This is a genomic window from Paracoccus sp. J39, from assembly GCF_000518925.1.
Taxonomy (GTDB): domain Bacteria; phylum Pseudomonadota; class Alphaproteobacteria; order Rhodobacterales; family Rhodobacteraceae; genus Paracoccus.
This window is the reverse complement of sequence record NZ_JAEN01000031.1, coordinates 13,242-34,689: the sequence shown is the minus strand read 5'-3', so window position 1 is coordinate 34,689 and position 21,448 is coordinate 13,242. Positions and strand designations below refer to the sequence as shown.

The following is a 21,448-nucleotide window of genomic DNA, read 5'->3' as shown; positions in this document are numbered from 1 at the left end:
ATCTCAGCGAGGCTTTCACGGCGATCCTTGATCGGCAGGTAGGTCAGATCGATATCGACCGACAGGCGGAGCAGATCGCGGTAGAACAGATTGATCGCCGTGCCGCCCTTGAGCGCGAATGCCTTTTCCTTCGCGACATGCGGGAGCAGGCGCACGAGCAGCGCGACTTGGATTTCATAATCCTCACGTGCCATCGCCAGCCTCAGTCGCTACGAATTCCTCCGGCACCACGATACGGTACCGTGGGTGTATCCTGCCGCCCTTTACCAAGGCGCGGTCGCCGCTGCCAAGGTTGAATTCCTCGGGATCAAGGCGCTTGCGCCATGGGTGGCCGTGGCGATCAGCGAAGACGAAGAACAGCCGCCTCACCTTGATCTTCCTGCAACTGTACAGCAGCGCCGACAGCATCTTCGGGCGCAGCGTCGTCAGGCTCTCGAATACCATGTCGAGGTTGTGAAAGCTTTCATGGTCGGGCAGCTCATCGATAGCTTCGAGGATTGCCCGTTCGGGAGACGACATCCTGAGCTGCCAGTCCCAAGGAAGGGTTTGCCCGGCATCCGTGGTATCATCGGGAAGGCCCAGCTTCGGATCGCCAAAAAGAGACCTGCTGCGCGTCTCGATCGGCGCGTTCAGCGGCAGCTTCGAAAGCCAGTTCGGTATCGCTTCGCCATAGACCCATACCGGGGCGTTGCCGCCCAGGCGCAGGTAATGACCGTGACCCTGCTGGGCGAGCGCCGTCATGCCACCGACATGGACATCGTAGCGCATGATGTGCTGGACTGAGAGCAGGCAGATCTTCCAGTCGATCGTATCCGAAGCAGAAGTGCCCGGAAACGGGCGACGGAAAAGGCCTCGGGTAACTCGCTCGAGCCAGCCGCGCTTGACATAGTCGCGAAAGGTCTCGTAGGCGACACCATGCGCGGTGAGCCACGCGGCATCGATCAGATACCCTGTGGGTACTGCATCAAGAACCTTCTTCAGGTTTTGAGATCTTTCGGTCGCCATGACGCTTATGATGGCATATTTTCAAAGCAGACACCATGAGTCTCTTTAAAAAAAGTCCAACTACGGTGCTCCAAGCACTCCAATCACGAATTTTTCAAGGACCGCTCGTGCAGACGACACCCCTGCAGACCAGAACATGTCGGCGCGAATCGAAAAGCCATGCTCGACAACGCAATCCTGAAGGATGTCGCATCGCGAAAGTGGTAACGCCCGCCGTAAAGCGGGAAGCGGTGGCGGATGTCGTGGGGGTCCGACGGGTCGTCAGGTCATAGACATCAGCGCATCCGCAGGCCGGACAGACCGGCGCGCCGTCTGTCTCTGGCCAGCGCAGCCGGCAGAACCGGCGATAGGCGGCCTCCTCGCCAGCGGAAAAAATCACCTTGAGCGAAAGTGTTCGTGCCGCCGCGGAGAGAAGAAAGTGCTGTGCTATGGAGGCCTCCAGGGTCATCATGTTCATATAATGTTCTATGAGGGCCACTGCGTCAACGATTTGGTGCGTTTGCTACCTAACAGGCTGCTGAAAAAGTCCTTGCGACAGGACAGCGCGGACGGGGAACCGGGAAATCCGCCTCAAATTTGCCGAAGACACCCCATCTCCGGGCCGATATTAGCTGGATCCAGAACGATTTCCGCTGCGTCGTCCTCTCAAGATCCTTTTTCAGCAGCCTGTTAAACTCCGATCAGATCCAGGCAGGGCCTAGTCATCAGCGCCAGATCCCAGGACAAGGATCATGCGCTGCCCTTTGTCCCCAGGTGTTCGCGTCCACCGCATCTCGCGGCCCCGGAACGGGCCGGAGCCCGGCTCGGCCACCGGCAGGATCATCGACTCAGCATCCAGCACGGCGGCGCGATCCGCCTCGGAGGACTCGACCGCGCTGCCGGCGCGCAGGATCTCGAACTCGTACCTGCCCATGAACCGAGCCGAGGGCACGGGCTGGCCAAGCGTTGACTTGACCAGAACATCCCGCGCAGGTCCAGCCGTTCACCCCCATCTCCCACCGCCACGGCCACCACCCGGGTGCCGGTCGTGATCACCGCGAAAGGCACCCGGGTGGTGGCCGCGGCGCTTTTCTGTCCGCGCAACCTGGGTTTGGCGACGCTTTCGCGCGTCACCGAGGGGAAACTTGGCGCGTGCCGGAGGGCGCTATGCGGATCGCGACGCTGCGCATCTATCGCTTCGATCCCCACGGCTTGGCCGGCCCGCAGCTGGATATGCTCCGGGGCGATCTAGACGTTTGCGGGCCGATGCTGCTCGACGCGCTGTTCTGGGTAGGGAACAGGATCGGCCCTGCGCTGACTTTCGGCACCGGAGCAGTAATCTGCGCAGGCAGGATCAAGCGGCTCTACTCCCTCGCACAACATACCTTGGAATCTGCGAGAAGCGGCGATGCTGATGTGGGGAAGGAAATCACCCTTCTCCCAACCATCGCTCGCGCGGCATAGAAAATTGGTTCGTGACAGCGCTCGTAGGTTAGACCCCCCCTTTTGCAATGAGGAAAATATCCCGCGAAATCGAGGAAATTCTCCTGCAAACATGATTGCCAATCAGTGCTCTACTCCAGACTGAAGAGGCTTATCGGTAGATTCGAACAACACTGCCGCCACCGGCGCGGAGCAGCGTGGAATATCGGTAATTGTTGCTCTCCGTATCTTTGGCTGTTATGCTTGCAAGCATCATGAACAATGGATGATAAAGGGGTTGGGCATCAAGGTTGACGCAAGCTTTCAAGGCCACGCTCCACGTCTCTAAAATCTGTCGTCCGCGCAAGGCCAAGCCGCGTCGTTGGGATTAGAGATCATTATGCGCATCGAACATGAATTGCACCGTCAGCCCTGCCATTTCAAGACACACCAGCAATGTTCTGCTTTCGCTGCCGTCAGCATATTAGCGACTTTCACCCAGCGACCTCGAGATCTCGCCAAGCCTTAACCCTTCGACCACGGCTATAAAGTAAATTACCCACTTAGCTTGAATTGGAGAAGCAGCATGAATGGAGAATTCGTCGTCATAGCCTTTCTTGCAGTCAACATGACATTCTCTGCATCAGCACAGCCCGCCCCATTGGAAGAGTTGTTTCTTGAGGTTTCAGCAGGCGAGAATGGGGAGCCCACAATATCGCAAGACGAGTTCCAACTTTCCAAGAATGAATACTATCGCCTCAATTTCGTCTGTGCGGAAGATGTCGGGGACACAGGATTTCAATTCGAGTCCGTGCCTTTACTGTCGAACTCGCATCTGAGAGTCGTCAGTGTTGAAGGCCAAGAGATTCATATGCAGGGGCTGAGTTTTCATACCCTCCAATGCGACGAGGCAGGAACGATACGCTTCAGTTTTTATCCGGTCCGCTCCGGCACCTTTGAGTTCACTGTGCAAGACCACGATGAACCGGCCAATATCACCAAGGGCAAGTTTGTGGTCGAATAGAATGCTCAAACCAAATCTACAAAGCTTCAAGGCCGTTAATTATCCGCAATTGAAGGGTTGCCATGCGCAAAGGATTGTCAGCCAGCGCGGTTCTTGCCCTGATGGCAGTCCCTGTTCATGGAGAAACATTATCGCTGACCCTCGACCGAGGCATTGCTGCTACCGTTGAGATACCGGCAGGACACGGAAAATTTCCTGCCGTATTGATGTTTCACGGACTAGGTTCCAGCCGTGATGAGGTCGGCATCATATTCGCCGATACCGCAACGGCGTTGGCCAGGAATGGTATTGCCTCGCTTCGGATCGATTTTCGGGGCTTTGGCAAATCGGACGGTGATACGGGTGCATTCACATTAGAGCGGCAGAACGAGGACGCGGCGATTGCATTGCAGGCGCTGGCCGCGATGGATAAGGTCGATGCCGGGCGTATCGGCGTGATGGGCTTTTCCTTCGGTGCAGGAGCCGCCATCGAATTGGCTGCGGCTCAACCGGAAGCCATCAAGTCGCTTGTCGTCTGGGCACCCGTGGGCAATTACCATGACGACATGCTGGATAGCCTGGGCCAGCGCGCCTTCGATCTGGCGGCACGGGACGGCATCGTCGGGCTGGACCTGGGCTGGCGGACCATGGCGCTGAAACGGGGCTTCTTCGACAGCCTGGGTCGGCACGACCTTCTGGCGGGGCTGCGGGCCTATGACGGGCCGCTCATGACCGTGAACGGCAGCGACGATCCCTATCGCAAATACACGCCCGCGCTGATCGAGGCAGCGGCGGGCGCAGACAAGCGGGCCGTGGTGATCGAGGGCGGCGACCACGTCTTTCATGTCTATACCCCCAGCCGCTCGCTGGCCCCCGAGGTCATCGAGGCGACCGTCGAGCGGTTCAGGGACACGCTTGGCAAGACGCGCTGATCGGGGCGCGCTCAGCCGCCGGTCTCGGCGGCGGCCTTGATGCCGGCCAGCGCGTCATCGACATATTTCTCCATGGCAGCGACGGCGGCCTCGTCGCTGAAACGCTCCTCGGGCTCGTTGGTCGTGTCGGCGCGGAAGAAGCTGGCCTGCCAGGCGACGCTTGCACCGTCGCCGTCCGGTGTCACCGTGATGCTGTTGGTATAGAAGCTGACCGGGAACACCTCGATGTCCTCCCTGGACAGCCGCCAGCGGATCGTCATTGTCTCGGTGCCGATATCGTCGATGCCGTCGACTAGCGTGCCGCCCGACTTGAACGCGATGCTGCGCTTCGCGCCGGCGCCCCCGCCCTCCATGCTAGCCTCGGCGATGGCCGGATGCCAGGCCGCGATCAGGACCGGATCGGCAAGCAGGGCCCAGACCTTCTCGGGGGGCGCGGCCACCTTGACGCTGCGCGACAGTTGCTGCGGCGTCGGGCCATGAGCCAGCAGCGGGGTCGCGGCCAGCGCCGCCAGTGCCGAGGCCAGCAGGATTCTGCGGTTCATCATGGGATCTCCTTCCTTGCATGAAGCGGGGTGGCCAGCAGCGCGGCCAGCAGCGCGGCCAAGGCCAGCGCGCCGAAAGCGGGCGACAGGCTGCGATGGGTCGCGACCCGACGCGCCGGGGCGTGGGCGGCCAGCGCCGCCTGCAAGGCCACAGGCCCCGCCGAGAGCCGCGCGAATCCCATGCCGCGTTCGCCGGCAAGCCGGGTCAGGTATTCCGCACGCATCGCCGACAGGTGTTCGGATCCTTCCAGGTCGGCTTCGCCATAAGGGTTGTTGCGCGGGTGAAAGCCGGGCCGATCCGCCGCATCCGTGGGCGGGGCGCCGATGCGGGCCGGGGCGTGCTGCACGTCGTCGGGTCCGTAAAAGCCGGTCTCGCGGCCCAGGTCGTCGAATTTCGGGATCGGCGCGGGCTGGTCGCCGCCCGCCCCCAAGATGACGCCGCCGGGGTTGTCCTCGCGCCAGTCGTCCGGCCCGGAATACGGCAGGGGCGGGGCTTCCTGTCCGTCGGTGACGAAGATCAGCGCCGCATCCAACCCCCGCGCCCGGTTCAGCGCATGGTTCAGCCCTTTCGAGATCATGCTGTCGCCTTCCCAGGCCATGCGCCAGTCCAGGCCGGCCAGGATGCCGGCCAGCGCGGCATAGTCGGTGCAGATCTCGACCGGTTCGATCAGCGTCAGGCTGCGGCGTTCGGTAAAGAAGCCCAGGCCCACGCGGGCACCACAGGGCTGGCTGGCGATCCAGCGCGTCAGCACGTCCCGCGCCGCATCCAGCCGCGAAGCGCCGTCCATGTCGCGCACGTTCATCGAGCGGGTGATGTCCACCACGATCAGCACGTCGCGCAGCTCGCGCCGGCCCTCGATGCGCGGCCCTGCCGCGGCGACCAGAGCCAGCCCGGCGGCCAGTGCGGGCAGGATGGCGCGGGCCGCAGTCACGGCGCCCCCCGCGGCAGGCCGGGCAGGTCGGTCCACAGCCGGCGCGGCCGGGTCTCGGAGTCTTCGTCGCCGTCCTGTCCTTCGCGCGGCATGTCGCGGACCAGGCGCGTGGCCAGGTCCAGGTTCACCTTGGCGTCGAAATTGCCGGGTCGGGCGCGCAGCGCCTCGCGATAGGATGCCTTGGCCAGGTTGATCAGCGCGGTGGCCTCGTCGATGCGATTGCGCTCGATACGCTCGAACCCCATGCGCATCCGGGCATTGCCGATGGCGTAGTGGTATTCCGAGCGCAGGCCGGGCGGGGCGGTGGCCAGCCCGGCCAGCAGCGTCTCGGCCTCTTGCGGCCGGTCGCGCAGCACCAGGAAAAGCGCGCGGGCATGGGCGGCGCGCGGATCGGCCGCCTGGCGCAGCGCGACGTCGCTGCCGCCTGCCAGGCTGCGGATGGCGCGATTGTCGACGGCCATCCCCCAAAGCTGCCAGCCCGACCACAGCACCGCGCCGGCCGCGAGCGCGACCCAGGCCAGCAGCGCGGGAAAGCCCAGCCGTCTCATACCGGGACCAGCAGGGGCGCGGGGCAGCGGGGGGCATAGCGTCGTTCGAGCCAGCGGGCCGCCGCCAGCGCCGCGCAGCACAGAAAGGCCAGCAGATAGCAGGCCCAGGCCAGGTCGCGGCGCGGCACCGGGCGGCGGGTCAGGATCGGGCGGGATTCCATGCGCCCGATCTCGGTCACGGCATCCTCGACCGCGCCGGGGCTGTCGGCCTCGAAGGCGTGATAGGGCAGGCCCAGGCTTTGCAGGAAGATATGCAGGTGCCGCTCGGGGCGCAGATGCGGGGTGTCGGCCTGGCCGGGCTCGGGCACCTCGAAGATGCCCTTCGCGCCCTTGGTGCGCAGGTAGAGCCAATAGATGTTGACCTGCCGGCGCGCCGCCAGGTTGCGCAGCGCGGTCTGGACCTCGGGCGCGATGACCGCGGCCCCGTCGCTGACCAGCACCACGGCACGCGAGTCACTGGCCGATGCCTCATCCGCCATCTCCATCGCCAGGGTCAGGCCGCGGCCCACATCGGTCTGGGACAGGCCCGGCTCGGCCAGGGCGGCAACGGCGGCGGCGATGGCGGTCCGGCTTTCGGTCATCGGCAGCACCAGCATCGGGGCGGTGGAAAAGGCGGCGATGCCGATGCGGTCGTCGGGGCGGCGGGCGATGAAGTCCAGCAGGATGCGCCGCGCGGCGCTGGCCTTGCTTTCGTCGCCCCCCTGCGGCGAGCGCCCGGCGAAGGTGTCGTCCATGCTGGAGGAGCGGTCGATCAGCAGCACCAGGTTCGTGCCGATGCCGCGATAGGCGACGCTGCCGCCGCGCAGATAGGGCTGGGCAAGGCCGAGGATCAGCGCCGCCGGCGTCAGCAGCGCCAGTGCAACCAGCAGCGGGCCGATGGCGCGCCCCTCGACCGCACGCAGGTCCAGCCGCGGCACGGCGGATGTCCGCAGCCAGCGGATGACCAGCGGCAGCAGCGCCAGCGGCAGGGCGAAAAGCGCGGCTGGCCAGGCGAAACCGATCATCGCCGCCCCCGCTCGATGGCCGCGAGGTCGCGGGCGAGTTGCGGGATGTCCTGCACGGGGCCGGATCCCAAGCCGAAGAAGGCCGCGTCGGAGGCCGCGAAAAAGCCGCGCAGCCGCTCGGCCAGCGGCGCGAATTGCGGCGCATCGGCCAGGAAGCGGTCGAGCTCGGCCCCGATCAGCACCCGGCCGAAACTTTGGTCGAAGGCGCGGTGCAGGGCACGGCGGGCCTGCCGCTCGGGCAGGTGGACCACCGCGCGCGCGGCGCGGGTGAAGGGTCGCGCCGCGCGGCGGTGGAACGGGAACCAGCCCTGCTGCCAGGCAAGCGCCAGCACCCCCGCGACCAGCGCGACGGCCGAGGCCAGCAGCCGCAATCCTGCCGGCATCGGGTCGATCAGGTGGAACGGCGGGTCCGGCTGCAACTGGTCCGGCGTCGAGGGCGCCAGGATCGGCCGGATCGGCGCGGTGACATAGCGAAAGCCCGGCAATTCCAGCGCCGTGCCATCAACCAGCCGGATCGCCGATGCCGGCACCTGCCGTTCGCGCGGCTCTAGCGCCGAATAGAAGTTCTGCCAGCGCAGCGTCAGTTCCGTGCCGCCGGCGATGTCGCGCCGTGCCACGTCGCGCAGGTCCAGCCAATAGTCCACGGCGCGCGGCCGGGGCAGCGAGGACGGATCCACCTGCCCCTGGATGCGGATGCGCTGCACCAGTTCGTCGCCCAGCCACCAGCCATAGGGCCGCGGGTTCTCGACCTGTTGCGCAAGCGCCGGAAACGGCAGCAGGAGCAGCGCCAGCCATTTCATAGCGGTGCCTCGGAAAGCGAAGCGGCCAGTTCTGCCACGTCGATGCTGTCGGTGATCTCGATCGGCGAAAGGCCGTGCTCGGCCTGGACGCGGCGCAGGGCGGCCTGCCGGTTCCGCACCCGTTGGGCTTGGCGCGCCGCCCAGCGACGCGTGGTCAGCACGGTGCGGCGGCGTCCGGTTTCCGGGTCGCAAAGCTCGGCCAGGCCCAGGCGCGGCGGCGGTGCGTCAAAGCCGCTGTCGCGCAGCCAGACGGGCAGCACGGGACGCGGCCGCAGCGCGGCCAGCAGCGCGGCCAGCTCGTCAGGCGACAGCTCGAAATCCGAGATCAGCACCACAAGGATCCGCTCTTGGGGCAGATCATGCGCCATGGCCTCCAGCGCCGCCGTGCCCCGGCCCGCAGGCACCAGCGGCAGATCCAGCAGGTCCGCGGCAAGGCTGCGCCGCGTGGGCGGCTGGTCGTGAAGCACCCGGTCCCCGGCGCAGACGGTCAGCGAGAACGGGTCGCGCGCCCGCCGCGCGGCCTGCGCAAAGCCTGCGGCCAAGAGCCGCGCCAGGCCCGCGCGATCGGCATGGGCCACCGCACCCAGCGAGGCCGAGGCATCCAGCGCCACGTGCAGCCGCAGGTCGGTGCGGGTCTGGAACCGCCGCACATGCAGCACGCCCAGCGGGTCGGTGATCGAGCGGCGCAGGTCCAGCCGCCGGGGATCGGGATGCGCCAACAGCGGCGCGATATCGGCAAAATTCTCGCCCGCGCCGCGCATCCGGCCGGCATGGGCGCCCATGCGCAACCCCGGCAGCCCCTGCGTCAGCCGCCATGCGAGGGCGTCGAACAGGTGCAGTTGGGCGTTCATGCGGCAGGAACCGGAATCGTCGCGAAGGCCGCGTCGATCAGCGCCGGAACCAGCGCCTCGCGCCGCGGCTCGTAGGCGGGCGACAGGAAGATGCGATGCGCCATCACCGGGGCCAGCACGGCGCGCACGTCCTGCGGCAGCACGGCTTCCCGTCCCTCCAGCCAGGCGCAGGCGCGGGCGGCGCGGACGAGATGCTGCATCCCGCGCGGACTGACGCCGCCGCGGATCAGGCGGGCGGCGTCGGCGCCCTCCAGCGCCAGCCCGGCCGAGGCGGGATTGCGCAGCGCCTCGCACAGGTCGAACACATAGCGCCGCAGCGCCGGGCTGGCATGGGTGCCGGCCTGGACCCCCGCTGCCAGATCGTTCAACCCGCGATAGGGCAGGATGCCCTGCCCGACCTCGGCGATCAGGGCGGTGGTGTCGTGAAAGCGCGGCTCGAAGGCCAGGGCCACGCGGTCCTCGGGCGCGGCGGGCGCATTGACGGCGATCTCCATCAGGAAACGGTCGCGGGCGGCGGCGGGCAGCTCGAAGGTCTCGTCGCGCTCGATCTGGTTGCGGTCGGCGAAGACCTGCAAATGCGGGAAATGGTATTCGCGGCGGAACGCCGACAGGCTGCGCTCGGCCATCAGGCGCAAGAGAAGCGCATGGACCTGCGGACGGGCGCGGTTGATCTCGTTGAAGAAGAAGACCGCCAGTTCCTCGCCCTGCTCCAGCACCGGGCCGGGCTCGATCCGGGGGCGGCCATCCTCGGCGATATGCGCGGAATAGATCAGGTCGGTCGGCAGCAGGTCCACCGTGCCCTCGGCCCGGCCATAGGGGCCGCCCAGCGCGCGGGCCATGGCGCGCAAAAGCGTGGTCTTGCCGGTGCCGACATCGCCCGCCAGCAGCACATGGCCCCGGCACAGCGCGGAAATGAGCAGCAGGCGGATGGTCCGCGCCTGCCCCAGAACGACGCCGTTCAGCGCCGCTTCGGCGTCGCGGAACCGGGCGTGCCAGTCCGAAATATTGCTATCCATGATCCGTCCCGAATGTCACGCTGCGCGTGGTCTGGAATCACGCGCAGCGCGCCCGGCCCGCTTATTCGGCGGGCGGAGCCTTGGCCTCGTCGTAGCCGTCGATCTTCTTGACGTCATATTCGAACTTGCCGGTCTTCTTCATGTTCCAGACCCGCCATTCATTGCGGGCATCCATGACGGCCAGCGACTCGCCCTGCTTGGACAGCTCTGCCGGATCGTGTTGCGGATCGTATTTCGAGCCTTCGACCTTTGCGGGATAGTCCGGCTTCGGCTCCCAGCAATTGCCCGGAGCCTTGCAGTTGGTGCCGTCATAGGCCAGCGCCGGAGTGCCGAGCGCCAGGGCGGTAACGGTCAGGGTCAGGATGCGTTTCATTCTGTCTCCTCCTTCTGGGTCATGCCGGGCGGGCCGCCGCCCGGCGGTTTGGGTTCACGACTGGCTGTCGCTGGACGATTTGGGCTGGAACGGGGTAAAGTCGGCCTTCTGCTCGTCCGTCAGCCAGGTGGCGTCCGCGGGATCGCCAGTATAGAGATGGCGCACCCAGGCCATGGTCCTGAGCATCTCATCCAGCGTCAGGCTGCCCCACATCGGCCCCATCTGCCCCGTCGCGCCGCCGTAAAGCGTCGAGAACAGCCCGACGTCGGTTTCGTTGCCGGGATAGGTCCAATAGGCGTCGTTCAGGCCGGGGCCGATCTTGCCCTCGGCATAATGCCCATGGCAGCCCGAGCACATGCCGGCATAAAGCTCCTCGGCCTCGGGCAGGATCTCGGGATCCTCGTTGTAGATGTTCTCGCCGGTTTCCAGGAAGTGCGTCACCGCCTCCGTGTCGCGGCCTTCCTCCATGGCGTCATCGAAGTTCAGGGGTGAGCCGTCGATGATATTGAAGAACTGCGGGGTTGCCATTGCCGCGGCCGGGATGACGAGCGTCATCGCGATTGCGGCAAGGATCCTGGGCTTCGTCATTCCATTTCCTTCAGCTTGACGGCAGCATGGGAATGCCTTCCTCGGTCAGGATGGCATCAATGCTGGCTTTGCCGGATTGCAGGGCCTGCTCGATTGACCCCAAAAGCTCGGGATGGGCCTTGGATACACCCACGGATTGCGAATATTGCAGCGGGATGATGACCCCGTCCGAGCGTTCGATCTCGTTCGTGATCAAGGTCATGCGCAAGGGTTCGTGCGAGTCGCGGACATAGCGCGCCGCCTCGGGGGCGAAGATGATGGCTAGATCGGCCCCGCCGTCCGCGACCTCTGAAATGACGCGGTTGGCCTCGACCTGGGTGTACTTGTTGCGCCGGTCCTCGAAATTGGTCAGCGAGGCTTGGTAGATCAGGTTGTATTCGTAGCGGCCGGTATATTTCAGGATCGTCTCGGCCGGGGAATGCAGGCGGTATGAGAAGGTGTCGAAACCCTCTTGGTCCACGTCCTGCCACTTGTCGCCCTCGAAGTTGCGGTCCTGCCGCGTGACAAAGGCATAGCCCGAACGGTAGTAGGGCTGGGTGGTCAGCAGCCGTTCGTCGCCCGCATCCACGCCGATCAGCACGTCGCACAGATCCTTTTCGATGCCGTCGCGGACCAGGTAGATCGCGTCCTTTTCCAGCATCACCAGATCAAGCGTGGCGCCCATCTCGTCGGCCAGCACCTGGGCGATCTTGTTTTCAAAGCCCCTGCCCTGCGCATCCGAGAACGGCGCATCCTTGGTCGAGGCGCAGACACGCAGGTTCGTCGTGTCGGCCAGAGCGGGCGATGCAAGGGCAAGAACTGCCACCCCGACACCGCAAACCTGGCGGAAATCAACAAGCATTTCGGTTTCTCCAGACTGAATAGCTCAAGCAGGCCGGCCCGCCAGGAAGGAAGCGCGGGCCGGCCTGTCGCGTCAGGCGGGCTCGCCCGGCGCGTATTCGCCCACGTTCGGGTCGGAATAGGGGCTCTCGCCGTCGAGCGAGAAGACCATCACGCCGCCGCCCATCTGGGTGAACTCCTGCAACCGCTTGAAGGCCCCCACCGAGCCCAGCCCGGCAGTCGGGTCGGCCAGGTCGAAGACCAGACCCACGCCCGGCCAGCCGCCGACGCCGTACATGATCGCGACATATTGCCGGCCGTCATGCTTGTAGGTCATCGGATGGCCGATCACGCCCGAGGGCAGCTTGAACTTCCACAGCAGGTCGCCGGTGTCGCTGTCGCGGGCCTTGATGAAGCCGTCCAGCGTGCCATAGAATGTCAGCCCGCCCGCGGTGGCCATGGTGCCGCCCCAAACCGAGAAGCGCTCCATCTTTTCCCATTTCATCTCGCCCGAGATGGCGTCGTAGGCCTTGATCTGGCCCAGCCCCAGCGCGTTCTGGCGGTCGCCCTTCGGCCCCGGATACATGGTCAGCGTGGCACCGACGAAGAACTGCCCGGCGCGATAGGGCAGCATAAAGGGCTCCCAATCCATGCAGATGTGGTTGATGCCCAGCATGAAGACCTTGCGCTCGGGGTCGTAGCTGTCATGGCCCTGGTTGTGGTAGCCCATGGCCGAGGGGCAGATGTCGCGGGCCTTGTGGTCCATGCGCGTGCCGAATTCGGGATCGCGCACCGGCAGGCCGGTATCCAGCTGCACCTCCTTCACCCAGTTGACAGTGTCGTCCATCTTGTCGGCCGAGATCAGGTCGCCATTGGTGCGGTCCAGCGTATAGACGATGCCGTTGCGGTCAGGGTGGGTCAGCAGCTTGCGCATGTTGCCCTCCTTGTCCTCCTGCTCCGACAGCATCATCACGTTGACGCCGGCATAGTCCCATTCGTCATGCGGCGTCTTCTGATAGGCGAATTTCGCCTCGCCGGTGGTCGCCTCGCGGCCCCAGATCGCCATGGTCCATTTGTTGTCGCCCGGACGCATGGTCTCGTTCCAGGGCGCGGGGTTGCCCGAGCCGTAATAGAACAGGTCCACCTCGGGGTCATAGGCATACCAGCCCCAGTTGGTGCCGCCGCCGATCTTCCAGGCGTCGCCCTCCCATGTCTCCAGGCCCAGGTTCTTCTGGCCGTAATGCGGGTTCGGGGCGTTGAAGTCCTCGGCCAGCAGCAGCTCCTCGTCCGGGCCGGTGGCGAAGGCGCGCCATTTCTTCTCGCCGGTCTTGACATCATAGGCGGTGACATAGCCGCGCACCCCCAGCTCGGCGCCGGACGATCCGACCAGCACCAGGTCCTTGATGACATAAGGCGCGATGGTCAGGGTCGAGCCGACCTTGATGTCCGAATTCTCCATGATCCAGCGCGTCTCGCCGGTCTCGGCATCCATGGCGACGATATGGCCGTCGAGCTGGGTGCGGAAGATCAGCGGCTTGACCTCGTCGTCGCCCGGCCAATAGGCGAGGCCTCGGTTGACCACGTCGCAGCAGGCCACGGTCCGGGCCGTGGGGTTCTGCTTGGGCTTGTTCTGCCACAGGATCTTGCCCGGCTCGTTCAGGTCCAGCGCGAAGGTGGTGTTCGGGAAGGGCGTGTGGATGAACATCCGGTCGCCGACGACCAGCGGCGTGCCTTCGTGCCCATGCAGCACCCCGGTCGAGAACGACCAGGCGGGCCGCAGCTGCTTGACGTTCTCCTTGTTGATGTCGGTCATCTCGGAATAGTTCTGCGCGTTGTAGTCACGCCCGGTCATGACCCAGTTCGCGGGGTCCTTGGCCAGTTCGACCAACTGGTCGTTGGCGGTCGCTGGCGCAGTCGTCAGGACGGCAAGGCCCATGGCGACGGCCATCGCAAGGCTCGACGCGCCCGTTACCTTCGGGGTGTTCCTATTCATAGCGATCTCGCTCCCTCTCGCTGTCTCTGGCGCGGACCGGCGGCCAGTCCTTCGACCCCGGCGGTCACGACACTTGGCGGGTTCGGGCCTCCACTCCCGAACCGCCGCAGGACTGATTAGGCATTCCGCTATCCGCCTTGTCTGCGGGGTGGGCTTCCCGACTTTCTCGGGGGTTTTTCCCCGTTCGATCCGGGTGATGCATCACCCGTTTTCGGCAAGCGCCAGACCAACGTCGCAGCACGCGGCGGTTGTTCCATACCAAAGGTGGGCATAGTCTCGACCTCAGGAGGATACGCTGGCGGCGAATCACCGCAGCGCAGAAAAACCGCAGAAAACAGGAGGAGGCAGGATGGGTTTCTGCCGTGGCACCGTCGTAGGGCGCTATGCGGCAGGCATAGCGGTGCTGCTTGCCTTGGGCGCCTGTTACGAGGAGGATGACCAGACCCTGCCTTCGGCCAAGCCCAGGCAAGCCCTGGCCGCAGAAAGCACGCATTGGCTGGAAGTCGATGACGCCCGCAGCCCAGAAGCCTTCCTGTCCACTGAGTCCGGTCTGCCGTCCCGGACGCTGGCCCCGTTGCTGAGCGCGCTCTCGGCGCATTACCGGGAAAGCCCCCGGATGATCGCCAACCGCGTCCTGCAACTGTGGCGGGAATATCCCGACACCCCGCTGGATCGGATAATGATCGATCTGATGCCGGCACAGGATATGCACGAAAAAAGCTTGGGCCCCGTTGCCCAACAATATCGTGTCCTGCGGGCCAGTGGTGCCGGCCACACAGATGCCCTTGCCACAGCCATGAGGCAAAGGGAATGAGCGCGTCAACCGAAGGTCTCTCGTTCCAGGCATTTAGCCGGGCGCCGCAGGCCCGGCGGACCGTGCCGCTGCGCCGGATCGTGATGGGACTAGCCAGCATTGTCAGCCTGTCGTTGTGCCTGATCGTCTCGGCCATCCTGATCCTCAACGCGCGCCAGGCCGTGCAGGAGGAAACCGAATCCGCATTTCGGCTGGCCCATGAGGCCGCCGTGCGCCGTCTGCCGCCCAGTCATGGCGGCCGCGACACCATGGCCGAGGCGATCGGCCTTGCCGAAGAGATCGATGGGCTGCGGCATGTCTCGGCGCGCATCCTCGACCCCGAGGGCCGGCCGCTACAACATCGCGCGCATGGCCAGTTCCGGTCCCAGGCGTCCGCTCCGCAGTGGTTCTCGGCCCTCATGACGCCACCCCTGGTCGAGGCCTTGGTCCCCATCACCCATTATCCGAATGTCCTGGGGATGCTGCGCGTCGCTGCCGACCCGACCGACGAAATTGCCGAGGTGTGGAGCGATTTCAGCATCATTCTGCCGGTGCTGTTCCTGGCCGGGCTTGCCATGGTGGGGCTGGCCTTCCTGATGACGACGCTGCTGACGCGGCGACTGCAGTCGGTGCAGGCCGCCATGTCGCAGATGCAGGACGGCCGCCTGTCGGTGCGTGCGCCCGACGACCGGCTGACGGAATTCGCCGATCTGGCCGCGGGGGTCAACGCGCTGACCTCGCACCTGCAGGCCGAGCGGGCCGAAAACGACCTGTTGCAGGCCCGCCTGATCGGCAGTTCCGAGGCCGAGCGCTCGCGCATCGCGCTGGACCTGCATGACGAGATGGGGCCGCAGCTTTTCGCGTTGCGGGCCGCCGTCAGCCACGCGCAGGCGATGATCGCCGACCTGCCGGACCGGCCTGCCGCCCTGGACGAGACGCTGGATGCCATCGCCTGCCATGCCGTGGAGGTCCAGAGAAGCGCCCGCACCGCCATCAACGACCTGCGCCCGATGCTGCTGGGCGAGGCCAGCCTGATCGAGCTTTTAGCCGAGCTCGTCACCGGGTTTCGCGACGTTGCATCCGAAACGCGGGTCGTGCTGGACATCGACCCAGAGGTCGAAGGCTCCAGCCTCGGCGAGTTGGCGGAATTGTCGATCTATCGCTTCGTCCGGGAAAGCGTTCTGAACGCCATACGGCACGGGCGCGCCACTCTGGTCCGGGTCAGCCTGGAAACCATGCCGGACGAGCCCCGGCAGATCGTGGTGCGCGTCACGGACAACGGCAAGGGTCCGGAACCCGGTCCCAGCGGCGATCGCCCCCCGCTCGGATTTGGCCAGATCGGCATACAGGACCGCGCCCGCGCGTTTGGAGCGACCTATCTGCCCCCCTGGCGAGATAACAGGCTAACCCATACCGAGTTGAGGATATCCCGCCCATGCAAGCCTCGCTGAAGATGAAGTCAGGCGACGCCCGCCCCCTGCAGATCCTCATCGTGGACGACCACCCCGTTGTGGCCGAGGGCTGGGGTAGGATCATCCGCACCAAGGTCGCATGCGAGATCGCCTCGGCCCCGTCGGCATCCGAGGGTTGGCGGTCATGGAGACAAGCTCGCCCCGACCTGATGGTAGTGGATCTGAGCATTGGCAGGAATAAGATCGCCGGAATCCGGCTGATCGAGCGTTTGCGACGCGTCGATCCCGATTTACCGATCCTGGTCTTCACCATGCACCGCAGCCCCGTCTTGGCCCGCCGCGCACTCATGTTCGGCGCGAACGGGATCATCAACAAGGACAACCCGCCCGCCGAAATCTGCGAGGCTTTCTCCGAGGTGGCTCGAGGCGGCAATTACGTCGACTCGCGTCTGGCGATGCAGATCGCTTTGCTGAACGTCTCGCGCCCAGGAACGAGCGCCCCGCGCCTGACCGGCCGTGAGGAGGAGATCCTGGGCATGATCACCGAAGGCATGTCCTATCGCGACATCGCGGACCGAGCCTGCATCAGCTACAAGACAGTTTCGAACGTCAGCCTGGTGCTGAAGGACAAACTCGGCGCGGCAAACCTTGCCGATCTGGTGGTCAAGGGCATCCGCTATTTCGAAGGGGACTAGGGTCTAGACTTCGGTAACGGGGTCGTCCCAGTCAAGGGCTCTCACGCATACCGAATGTCCCGCCTAACCGCGGTCTTATCCTTTGAACCGTTGATCCGCTTACCCCCAGCACTTTGGTCGCGATCACCACCTCATCGCGCAGGATGCCGAGGTTGCGAATGGCTTGGCCGAGGATCCTCCAGCCCCGTCCGTGATCAGCTTGACGGTCCGCCTTGCTCTCGACCGTCCGCCTTGAGATCGGCTCCGGCGACCTCGCGTCAGGTCGCGCGCCGCCAGTGGGCGATGGCCACGTTCTGCTCGAACAGCGAACCCCGCCACGGGCTGGGCGGTGCAGCGGGTCCAAACCGATGACGGGTCGCTGGACGAGATCATGGCAGGGAAGGACGGCGACATGGTGCTGGTCCCCCGCGGTCACCACCCCTGCGGCGTCCCTTACGGCTTCCAACTCTACTACCTCAACGTCATAGCAGGACCGCGGGGGAACTGGCGCTTCGTCCCGCGCCAGAGGTCGAGCATATGATGCCGACGCCGTAACCAGCCGCAATCTTCTGCCATTGGCCAACCATCTTTCTGGGACAGGAACCGTTGACTGAACACTATCTGACGTTTCAGGGCGGCTCGACATAAGCGCTATGCGTCTGTCTCGATAGAGGACGCCGATCAGGATCAGTCCGCCCAAGCTATCCGGGCTGAACCGGGGCTATCGGCAGCTCAGCACTTGTCGACATGGACCACGCCCACCCCGCGTTCGGCGAGGAACGCCTCGAGCCGGGCATTGGATTCGGCAAAGCCGCCCTTCTTCCATTCCATGCGCCATTCTCCAGCCTCGTCGTCGTAATGCGCCGCCGGAAAGGCCGCCTGGAAGCGCGCCGCCAACGCGCCCTCGCGCGGGATGCCGATGCCATGCTGCAGGCACATCTTGGTCAGCGTCACGGTCCTTGCATCGTCGCTCATCCGCATGTCCTTTCAAGCGTTGCGTTCAATCCTGCGCCAGAACGATCCTGGGCGCGTATTTTCCGAAGAAGTGATAGCCCGAGCCGCCTTGCGCCAGCACCTCATGCAGCGCCTCGGCATCGGTGACGCGCACGGTGCCCAGGATCATACCCCGGCGGTCAAGAAAGGCGTCGGGCAGCATCGGCACGGTCGGGCCGACCAGCACCACCCGCGCCTCGGGGCGGGCGCAGGCGATCAGCCCGGGCAGGCTGTCGTTGACGAGCGTGGTGCCGGTGATCAGCAACACGTTTGCCTGGGGCACGATGCGGGGATAGCTTTCGGCGGGGCGGAAATGCTCCATCTCGTCGGGGCGCAGCGTGGCAGGGTCTTTTTCCAGCACGAAATGCCGCGCGCCGATGCCGCGCAGCGCCTTGAGGAACGGGCCGAAGGCGCCGACGACGACCGCTGTCTCGTCGGGCCGGATGCGGGCGATGTCGAAGGCATCGGCATCCTCGACGACGCGATAACCCTGGGGCCCGCGACGCTCGGCCGCCAGATGGGCCAGCGCGTTCAGCGCCGCGATGCCGAGCGCGCGGCGCAGCCCCGTATGCGACAGCGCCTCTTGCGCCAGCCGCAGCGCCCCCATGCCGCGCAGCTTGCCGGGAAACGGCATCGCCATGGCCGAAGAGGGGCAGCACACCGCCTCGGGGATGTCTTTCAGCGGCGTGGCGCACAGCCCGGTATGGCCGCTGTCCAGCGTGACGGCGACGAAGAACAGCCCCAGCGTGGCACGGCCGACGGTCCGCGCCTCGGCCTCGGCGCCGAGTATCCCGGTCACGGCATCGTAGGTCCGTTCAAGATACGATGCGCCTTCGCCGGTGTCCTTCGGGCGGGGGACGCTCATACCCTGCCCCCAAGGATGGCGCGGATCTGCCCGTCGTCGAGTTCCGTCCCAAAGAAGCTCTTGTAGAAGTCCCGCACCGTCGCAATCAACTCGGCTTCGGGGAAAAGCTCGGGGTGGAAATGCGAGGCCGCCCAAAGCAGGGTCAGCGGCTGCTCGACCGTGCGATTGGCCCAGATATGCGCCCCCATCGGCGCGACGAGAATCCGGCCCTCCTGCACCGCGCGCAGTTGCGACAGGTTGGCGTCCTCGTCCAGGCGGGCGACATGGGTCGGGTCGCCGACGATGATGATGTCGGGATCGGCGGCCAGCACGACCTCGGTGGTCAGCGCCAGGGTTTCCTCGCTGCGGCCGTCGTCGGTGACGGAATCCCCGCCGGCAGCCGTGATCCACCATTCCGCCACCAGATGCGGCTGGGTCATGTTGACCGGGTTGAGATAAAGCACCGAGGGCCGGTCCGCCACACCTTCGACCCGCGCCGCGACGTCGGCCAGCGTGCTGTCGAACCACGCGGCATAATCCGGGCCGATGCGGGCATTGCCCAGCAGGTCGCCGACCAGCGCCACGCCGTCCTTGACGTCCTCGGGCGTCTGGATGCGCAGCACCACGGTCGCGATGCCGTACCGATCCAAAAGGTCCGCCGTGTCCTGGGCGAAGGTCAGCGCCACGTCCGGGTTGAGCGTCAGCAGTTCCTCCAGCGCCAGGTTACGCTCGGCATCCTCGACGCGGGGGCTTTGGGCAAGCTGCGGCGCGAAAACGTCCTGCCAGGCCCAGCGGCCCGATTGCCGCGCCCAAGGCGGCAGGTCGTTGGCGATCAGCGCGCCTTGGCCCGCGGCGAAGACGAAGCTGTTGATCACCGGCACCGAGCCCAGCGTGGCGACGCTGTCGATCCGGTCCGGCACCGTGACAGTGCGGCCGGCCATGTCAGTGATGTCGCGGGCCAGCACGGCGCCCGACAGGCCAAGGACGAGCATCCCTGACAGGATGGGGACGGCTTTAAGGAACATGGTTGCTCTCCGGTTGCGGGGAATGGAAAAGCGGGGCGCAGGCCAGCGTGCCGTCGGCATCGCGGATGATGCGGATGCCGCGGCCGTAAAGCGCGCTCAGATAGCCGGGCCGCGCCAGATCGGCGACCGGCCCAGCCCCGTGCATCCGCCCCCCGCGCAGCGCGATGAAGCGGTTGCCGACATGCAGGGCGTGGTCGGGGTGATGCGTGACCATCAGGATGCCCAGCCCGTCCTGCGCCAGCCCGGCGACGAGATCCAGCAGCCGCAACTGGTTGCCGAAATCCAGGCTGGCCGCGGGCTCGTCCAGGATCAGCAATCGCGCCTGTTGCGCCAGCGCACGCGCCAGCAGGCAAAGCTGCCGCTCGCCGCCGCTGATGGCGGCAAAGGGACGCTCGGCCAGATGGGCCAGCCCGACCCGGTCCAGGCAGTCCATGGCGATGGCCCGGTCCGCCCGGCCCGGTATGTCCAGCCGCCCCAGATGCGGCGAGCGGCCCATCACCACCATCTCGCGCACCAGATGGCCGAAGGCCGGCTGCGTCGCCTGCGGCACATAGGCCATGCCGCGGGCAAGCGCACGCGGCGACAGGATGGCCACCGGCCGGCCGTCCAGAAGGATCGAGCCGCCCGAAGGCGTCAGCGCCCCGATCAGGCAGCGCAGCAGCGTCGTCTTGCCCACACCGTTCGGCCCCAGCACGCAAAGCACCTCGCCCGGGTCCAGCACGAAACCGATATTCTCCAGCCGCTGCGCGCCGGCACCATGGGCAAAGGACAGGCCGGATACCGCCAGCCTCATAACCAGCCCGTCCTTGCCCGCAACAGCAGCAGCAGAAACAACGGGGCGCCGATGACACTGGTGGTGATGCCCAGCGGGATCTCCATCGTGGTGGCGCCGCGCGACAGGTTGTCCACCAGCAGCAGGAACAGCGCGCCGGTCAGGGCCGAGACGGGCAGCAGCCGGTCGAAGGACGAGCCGACGAGCAGCCGCGCGATATGCGGCACCACCAACCCGACCCAGCCGACGATCCCGGCGATCGAGACGGCCGCCGCCGTCATCAGTGTGGCCGACAGGATCAGCGCGATGCGGATCATGCCGGTGTCCACGCCCAGCATCCGCGCCTCTTCGCTGCCGACGCTCATCACGTTGACCTGCCATCGCAGGGCGTAAAGTACCGCCAGTGCCAGCCCGACCAGCAGCGCCACCAAGGGCAGGTCGCCGGGCGTCACCCGGTTCAGCCCGCCCAGCAGCCAGAACGTGATCGCGGGAAGCACGTCAACGGGGTCCGCCACGATCTTCAGCACCGAGATCATCGCCTGGAAGAACGCCGCGACCACCACGCCGACCAGCACCAGCACGATCAGCGAATGGCGGTTGATGGCCTGCCCCACGGCAAAGACCAACCCCACGGCGCAAAGCCCCATGGCGAATGCACCCGCCTGGATCGCCCAGGCGCCAAGGTTCAGCGTCACGGCAAGCGAGGCCCCGAAGCCCGCCCCGGCCGAGACCCCCAGGACGTCCGGCGCCACGATTGGATTGCGAAACAGCGTCTGGTAGGCTGCGCCGGCCGCGGCCAACCCCGCCCCCACCAGCATCGCGGCAAGAATGCGCGGCAGGCGGACATTGGTCACGATCTGCTCGACTGCGGGCGACCAGTCGGCCTGAACCTCCCAGAACTGCGAGGCCAGTACCGCCAGCACTGTGCCCGGCGGAATGGGCACCCGCCCCAATCCCAGCGAAAACACCGCCAGTCCCAAGAGGGCCAACCCCAGGGCGGGGATCACCGTCAGACGCCAGCGTCGCGGCCGTACAACCGGCTGCGTGGACGCAAGCGGGGTCGGCCTGTTCATCTGCATCACCTCTGTGTCCGGGTGAGGCCAGAGCGACCCGTTCCCGCCGGGCCCT

Annotated in this window: 24 protein-coding genes and 3 pseudogenes; 7 read left to right on the top strand and 20 right to left on the bottom strand. The window is 65.9% G+C overall.

Annotated elements, in window-relative coordinates; translation table 11 throughout:
* The 4 genes and pseudogenes from L632_RS0120120 to L632_RS0120110 form a co-directional block, all read right to left on the bottom strand.
* Positions 1 to 194 (bottom strand): nucleotidyl transferase AbiEii/AbiGii toxin family protein (locus L632_RS0120120; RefSeq protein ID WP_028717449.1); only part of this gene is annotated, 194 nt, incomplete at its 3' end.
* Positions 184 to 1,005: a type IV toxin-antitoxin system AbiEi family antitoxin gene (locus L632_RS0120115; RefSeq protein ID WP_028717448.1), complete on the bottom strand. Its 822-nt coding sequence runs from the start codon at positions 1,003 to 1,005 to the stop codon at positions 184 to 186. The genes L632_RS0120120 and L632_RS0120115, both read right to left, overlap by 11 nt.
* Positions 1,006 to 1,219: 214 nt before the next feature.
* A pseudogene (locus L632_RS24520) lies at positions 1,220 to 1,435 on the bottom strand (transposase); the annotation flags it as partial.
* Positions 1,436 to 1,702: 267 nt separating this feature from the next.
* Positions 1,703 to 1,966: pseudogene (locus tag L632_RS0120110) on the bottom strand (hypothetical protein); the annotation flags it as partial.
* A 185-nt stretch (positions 1,967 to 2,151) separates the two neighbouring features.
* On the opposite strand from L632_RS0120110, the gene L632_RS0120105 reads away from it, so the two are divergent.
* The 3 genes from L632_RS0120105 to L632_RS0120095 all read left to right on the top strand — a co-directional run bounded on the left by L632_RS0120105 (position 2,152) and on the right by L632_RS0120095 (position 4,341).
* A complete protein-coding gene (locus L632_RS0120105; RefSeq protein WP_010399056.1) occupies positions 2,152 to 2,448 on the top strand; it encodes a succinate dehydrogenase and fumarate reductase iron-sulfur protein in 297 nt (98 codons plus the stop codon).
* Positions 2,449 to 2,992: 544 nt separating this feature from the next.
* On the top strand, positions 2,993 to 3,430 hold the full coding sequence (locus L632_RS0120100; protein ID WP_010399057.1) for a hypothetical protein: 438 nt from the start codon (positions 2,993 to 2,995) through the stop codon (positions 3,428 to 3,430).
* Positions 3,431 to 3,492: 62 nt separating this feature from the next.
* Positions 3,493 to 4,341, top strand: a complete 849-nt coding sequence (locus L632_RS0120095; protein ID WP_028714614.1) for a S9 family peptidase — start codon at positions 3,493 to 3,495, stop codon at positions 4,339 to 4,341.
* Between the two features lie 11 nt (positions 4,342 to 4,352).
* On the opposite strand, the gene L632_RS0120090 is transcribed toward L632_RS0120095, so the two are convergent.
* From L632_RS0120090 to L632_RS0120040, 11 genes are all read right to left on the bottom strand, one after another.
* Positions 4,353 to 4,886 (bottom strand): SRPBCC family protein, encoded by a 534-nt coding sequence (locus L632_RS0120090; RefSeq protein WP_084648159.1) that lies wholly within the window; start codon positions 4,884 to 4,886, stop codon positions 4,353 to 4,355.
* Positions 4,883 to 5,815, bottom strand: coding sequence for a vWA domain-containing protein (locus L632_RS0120085; RefSeq protein WP_232215760.1), 933 nt, complete (start codon positions 5,813 to 5,815; stop codon positions 4,883 to 4,885). The genes L632_RS0120090 and L632_RS0120085 overlap by 4 nt, the downstream gene beginning before the upstream one ends.
* Positions 5,812 to 6,363 carry a hypothetical protein gene (locus L632_RS0120080; RefSeq protein ID WP_010399067.1) on the bottom strand — a complete coding sequence of 184 codons (552 nt, stop codon included), beginning with the start codon at positions 6,361 to 6,363 and terminating at the stop codon, positions 5,812 to 5,814. Before L632_RS0120080 ends, L632_RS0120085 begins: the two co-directional genes overlap by 4 nt.
* Positions 6,360 to 7,367 carry a vWA domain-containing protein gene (locus L632_RS0120075; RefSeq protein ID WP_010399069.1) on the bottom strand — a complete coding sequence of 336 codons (1,008 nt, stop codon included), beginning with the start codon at positions 7,365 to 7,367 and terminating at the stop codon, positions 6,360 to 6,362. The genes L632_RS0120080 and L632_RS0120075 overlap by 4 nt, the downstream gene beginning before the upstream one ends.
* Positions 7,364 to 8,167, bottom strand: coding sequence for a hypothetical protein (locus L632_RS0120070; RefSeq protein ID WP_010399070.1), 804 nt, complete (start codon positions 8,165 to 8,167; stop codon positions 7,364 to 7,366). Before L632_RS0120070 ends, L632_RS0120075 begins: the two co-directional genes overlap by 4 nt.
* Positions 8,164 to 9,018, bottom strand: a complete 855-nt coding sequence (locus tag L632_RS0120065; protein WP_028717465.1) for a hypothetical protein — start codon at positions 9,016 to 9,018, stop codon at positions 8,164 to 8,166. The genes L632_RS0120070 and L632_RS0120065 overlap by 4 nt, the downstream gene beginning before the upstream one ends.
* Complete coding sequence (locus tag L632_RS0120060; RefSeq protein WP_010399074.1) at positions 9,015 to 10,034, bottom strand: MoxR family ATPase; 1,020 nt, start codon at positions 10,032 to 10,034, stop codon at positions 9,015 to 9,017. Before L632_RS0120060 ends, L632_RS0120065 begins: the two co-directional genes overlap by 4 nt.
* Positions 10,035 to 10,095: 61 nt before the next feature.
* The gene (locus L632_RS0120055) at positions 10,096 to 10,407 is read right to left on the bottom strand and encodes a methanol dehydrogenase [cytochrome c] subunit (protein ID WP_028714611.1); all 312 of its coding nucleotides are present in this window, start codon (positions 10,405 to 10,407) and stop codon (positions 10,096 to 10,098) included.
* A 54-nt stretch (positions 10,408 to 10,461) separates the two neighbouring features.
* Positions 10,462 to 10,995, bottom strand: coding sequence for a cytochrome c(L), periplasmic (moxG, locus tag L632_RS0120050; protein ID WP_028714610.1), 534 nt, complete (start codon positions 10,993 to 10,995; stop codon positions 10,462 to 10,464).
* A gap of 10 nt (positions 10,996 to 11,005) precedes the next feature.
* A complete protein-coding gene (moxJ, locus tag L632_RS0120045) occupies positions 11,006 to 11,800 on the bottom strand; it encodes a methanol oxidation system protein MoxJ (RefSeq protein WP_232215759.1) in 795 nt (264 codons plus the stop codon).
* 108 nt (positions 11,801 to 11,908) lie between these two features.
* The gene (locus L632_RS0120040; protein WP_028714608.1) at positions 11,909 to 13,807 is read right to left on the bottom strand and encodes a methanol/ethanol family PQQ-dependent dehydrogenase; all 1,899 of its coding nucleotides are present in this window, start codon (positions 13,805 to 13,807) and stop codon (positions 11,909 to 11,911) included.
* 349 nt (positions 13,808 to 14,156) lie between these two features.
* On the opposite strand from L632_RS0120040, the gene L632_RS0120035 reads away from it, so the two are divergent.
* The 4 genes and pseudogenes from L632_RS0120035 to L632_RS0120020 all read left to right on the top strand — a co-directional run.
* A complete protein-coding gene (locus L632_RS0120035; protein ID WP_010399092.1) occupies positions 14,157 to 14,621 on the top strand; it encodes a hypothetical protein in 465 nt (154 codons plus the stop codon).
* Entirely contained in the window at positions 14,618 to 16,051 is a 1,434-nt protein-coding gene (locus L632_RS0120030; RefSeq protein WP_010399094.1) for a LapD/MoxY N-terminal periplasmic domain-containing protein, read from the top strand. Before L632_RS0120035 ends, L632_RS0120030 begins: the two co-directional genes overlap by 4 nt.
* Positions 16,036 to 16,707 carry a response regulator transcription factor gene (locus L632_RS0120025; protein WP_010399096.1) on the top strand — a complete coding sequence of 224 codons (672 nt, stop codon included), beginning with the start codon at positions 16,036 to 16,038 and terminating at the stop codon, positions 16,705 to 16,707. The genes L632_RS0120030 and L632_RS0120025 overlap by 16 nt, the downstream gene beginning before the upstream one ends.
* A gap of 307 nt (positions 16,708 to 17,014) precedes the next feature.
* Positions 17,015 to 17,241, top strand: a pseudogene (locus L632_RS0120020) (5-deoxy-glucuronate isomerase); the annotation flags it as partial.
* A gap of 177 nt (positions 17,242 to 17,418) precedes the next feature.
* Here the strand turns inward: L632_RS0120020 and L632_RS0120015 are convergent.
* Genes L632_RS0120015 through L632_RS0119995 form a run of 5 tightly spaced genes read right to left on the bottom strand, consistent with a single transcriptional unit; the run spans position 17,419 to position 21,393 of the window.
* Entirely contained in the window at positions 17,419 to 17,661 is a 243-nt protein-coding gene (locus L632_RS0120015) for a hypothetical protein (protein ID WP_028717463.1), read from the bottom strand.
* A 25-nt stretch (positions 17,662 to 17,686) separates the two neighbouring features.
* Positions 17,687 to 18,544, bottom strand: a complete 858-nt coding sequence (locus tag L632_RS0120010) for a DUF364 domain-containing protein (RefSeq protein ID WP_028717462.1) — start codon at positions 18,542 to 18,544, stop codon at positions 17,687 to 17,689.
* The gene (locus L632_RS0120005; RefSeq protein ID WP_028717461.1) at positions 18,541 to 19,548 is read right to left on the bottom strand and encodes an ABC transporter substrate-binding protein; all 1,008 of its coding nucleotides are present in this window, start codon (positions 19,546 to 19,548) and stop codon (positions 18,541 to 18,543) included. The genes L632_RS0120010 and L632_RS0120005 overlap by 4 nt, the downstream gene beginning before the upstream one ends.
* A complete protein-coding gene (locus L632_RS23245; protein ID WP_051476508.1) occupies positions 19,538 to 20,341 on the bottom strand; it encodes an ABC transporter ATP-binding protein in 804 nt (267 codons plus the stop codon). Before L632_RS23245 ends, L632_RS0120005 begins: the two co-directional genes overlap by 11 nt.
* A complete protein-coding gene (locus tag L632_RS0119995; RefSeq protein WP_051476511.1) occupies positions 20,338 to 21,393 on the bottom strand; it encodes an iron ABC transporter permease in 1,056 nt (351 codons plus the stop codon). Before L632_RS0119995 ends, L632_RS23245 begins: the two co-directional genes overlap by 4 nt.
* Positions 21,394 to 21,448: the final 55 nt, after the last annotated feature.

Bases quoted from the DNA above. Each gene is read 5' to 3' on its own strand.
- L632_RS0120115 (WP_028717448.1), bottom strand. From the start codon at position 1,005: ATGGCGACCGAAAGATCTCAAAACCTGAAGAAGGTTCTTGATGCAGTA.
- L632_RS0120105 (WP_010399056.1), top strand. From the start codon at position 2,152: ATGCGGATCGCGACGCTGCGCATCTATCGCTTCGATCCCCACGGCTTG.
- L632_RS0120100 (WP_010399057.1), top strand. From the start codon at position 2,993: ATGAATGGAGAATTCGTCGTCATAGCCTTTCTTGCAGTCAACATGACA.
- L632_RS0120095 (WP_028714614.1), top strand. From the start codon at position 3,493: ATGCGCAAAGGATTGTCAGCCAGCGCGGTTCTTGCCCTGATGGCAGTC.
- L632_RS0120090 (WP_084648159.1), bottom strand. From the start codon at position 4,886: ATGATGAACCGCAGAATCCTGCTGGCCTCGGCACTGGCGGCGCTGGCC.
- L632_RS0120080 (WP_010399067.1), bottom strand. From the start codon at position 6,363: ATGAGACGGCTGGGCTTTCCCGCGCTGCTGGCCTGGGTCGCGCTCGCG.
- L632_RS0120075 (WP_010399069.1), bottom strand. From the start codon at position 7,367: ATGATCGGTTTCGCCTGGCCAGCCGCGCTTTTCGCCCTGCCGCTGGCG.
- L632_RS0120070 (WP_010399070.1), bottom strand. From the start codon at position 8,167: ATGAAATGGCTGGCGCTGCTCCTGCTGCCGTTTCCGGCGCTTGCGCAA.
- L632_RS0120065 (WP_028717465.1), bottom strand. From the start codon at position 9,018: ATGAACGCCCAACTGCACCTGTTCGACGCCCTCGCATGGCGGCTGACG.
- L632_RS0120060 (WP_010399074.1), bottom strand. From the start codon at position 10,034: ATGGATAGCAATATTTCGGACTGGCACGCCCGGTTCCGCGACGCCGAA.
- L632_RS0120055 (WP_028714611.1), bottom strand. From the start codon at position 10,407: ATGAAACGCATCCTGACCCTGACCGTTACCGCCCTGGCGCTCGGCACT.
- moxG (WP_028714610.1), bottom strand. From the start codon at position 10,995: ATGACGAAGCCCAGGATCCTTGCCGCAATCGCGATGACGCTCGTCATC.
- L632_RS0120040 (WP_028714608.1), bottom strand. From the start codon at position 13,807: ATGAATAGGAACACCCCGAAGGTAACGGGCGCGTCGAGCCTTGCGATG.
- L632_RS0120035 (WP_010399092.1), top strand. From the start codon at position 14,157: ATGGGTTTCTGCCGTGGCACCGTCGTAGGGCGCTATGCGGCAGGCATA.
- L632_RS0120030 (WP_010399094.1), top strand. From the start codon at position 14,618: ATGAGCGCGTCAACCGAAGGTCTCTCGTTCCAGGCATTTAGCCGGGCG.
- L632_RS0120025 (WP_010399096.1), top strand. From the start codon at position 16,036: ATGCAAGCCTCGCTGAAGATGAAGTCAGGCGACGCCCGCCCCCTGCAG.
- L632_RS0120015 (WP_028717463.1), bottom strand. From the start codon at position 17,661: ATGAGCGACGATGCAAGGACCGTGACGCTGACCAAGATGTGCCTGCAG.
- L632_RS0120010 (WP_028717462.1), bottom strand. From the start codon at position 18,544: ATGAGCGTCCCCCGCCCGAAGGACACCGGCGAAGGCGCATCGTATCTT.
- L632_RS0120005 (WP_028717461.1), bottom strand. From the start codon at position 19,548: ATGTTCCTTAAAGCCGTCCCCATCCTGTCAGGGATGCTCGTCCTTGGC.
- L632_RS23245 (WP_051476508.1), bottom strand. From the start codon at position 20,341: ATGAGGCTGGCGGTATCCGGCCTGTCCTTTGCCCATGGTGCCGGCGCG.
- L632_RS0119995 (WP_051476511.1), bottom strand. From the start codon at position 21,393: ATGAACAGGCCGACCCCGCTTGCGTCCACGCAGCCGGTTGTACGGCCG.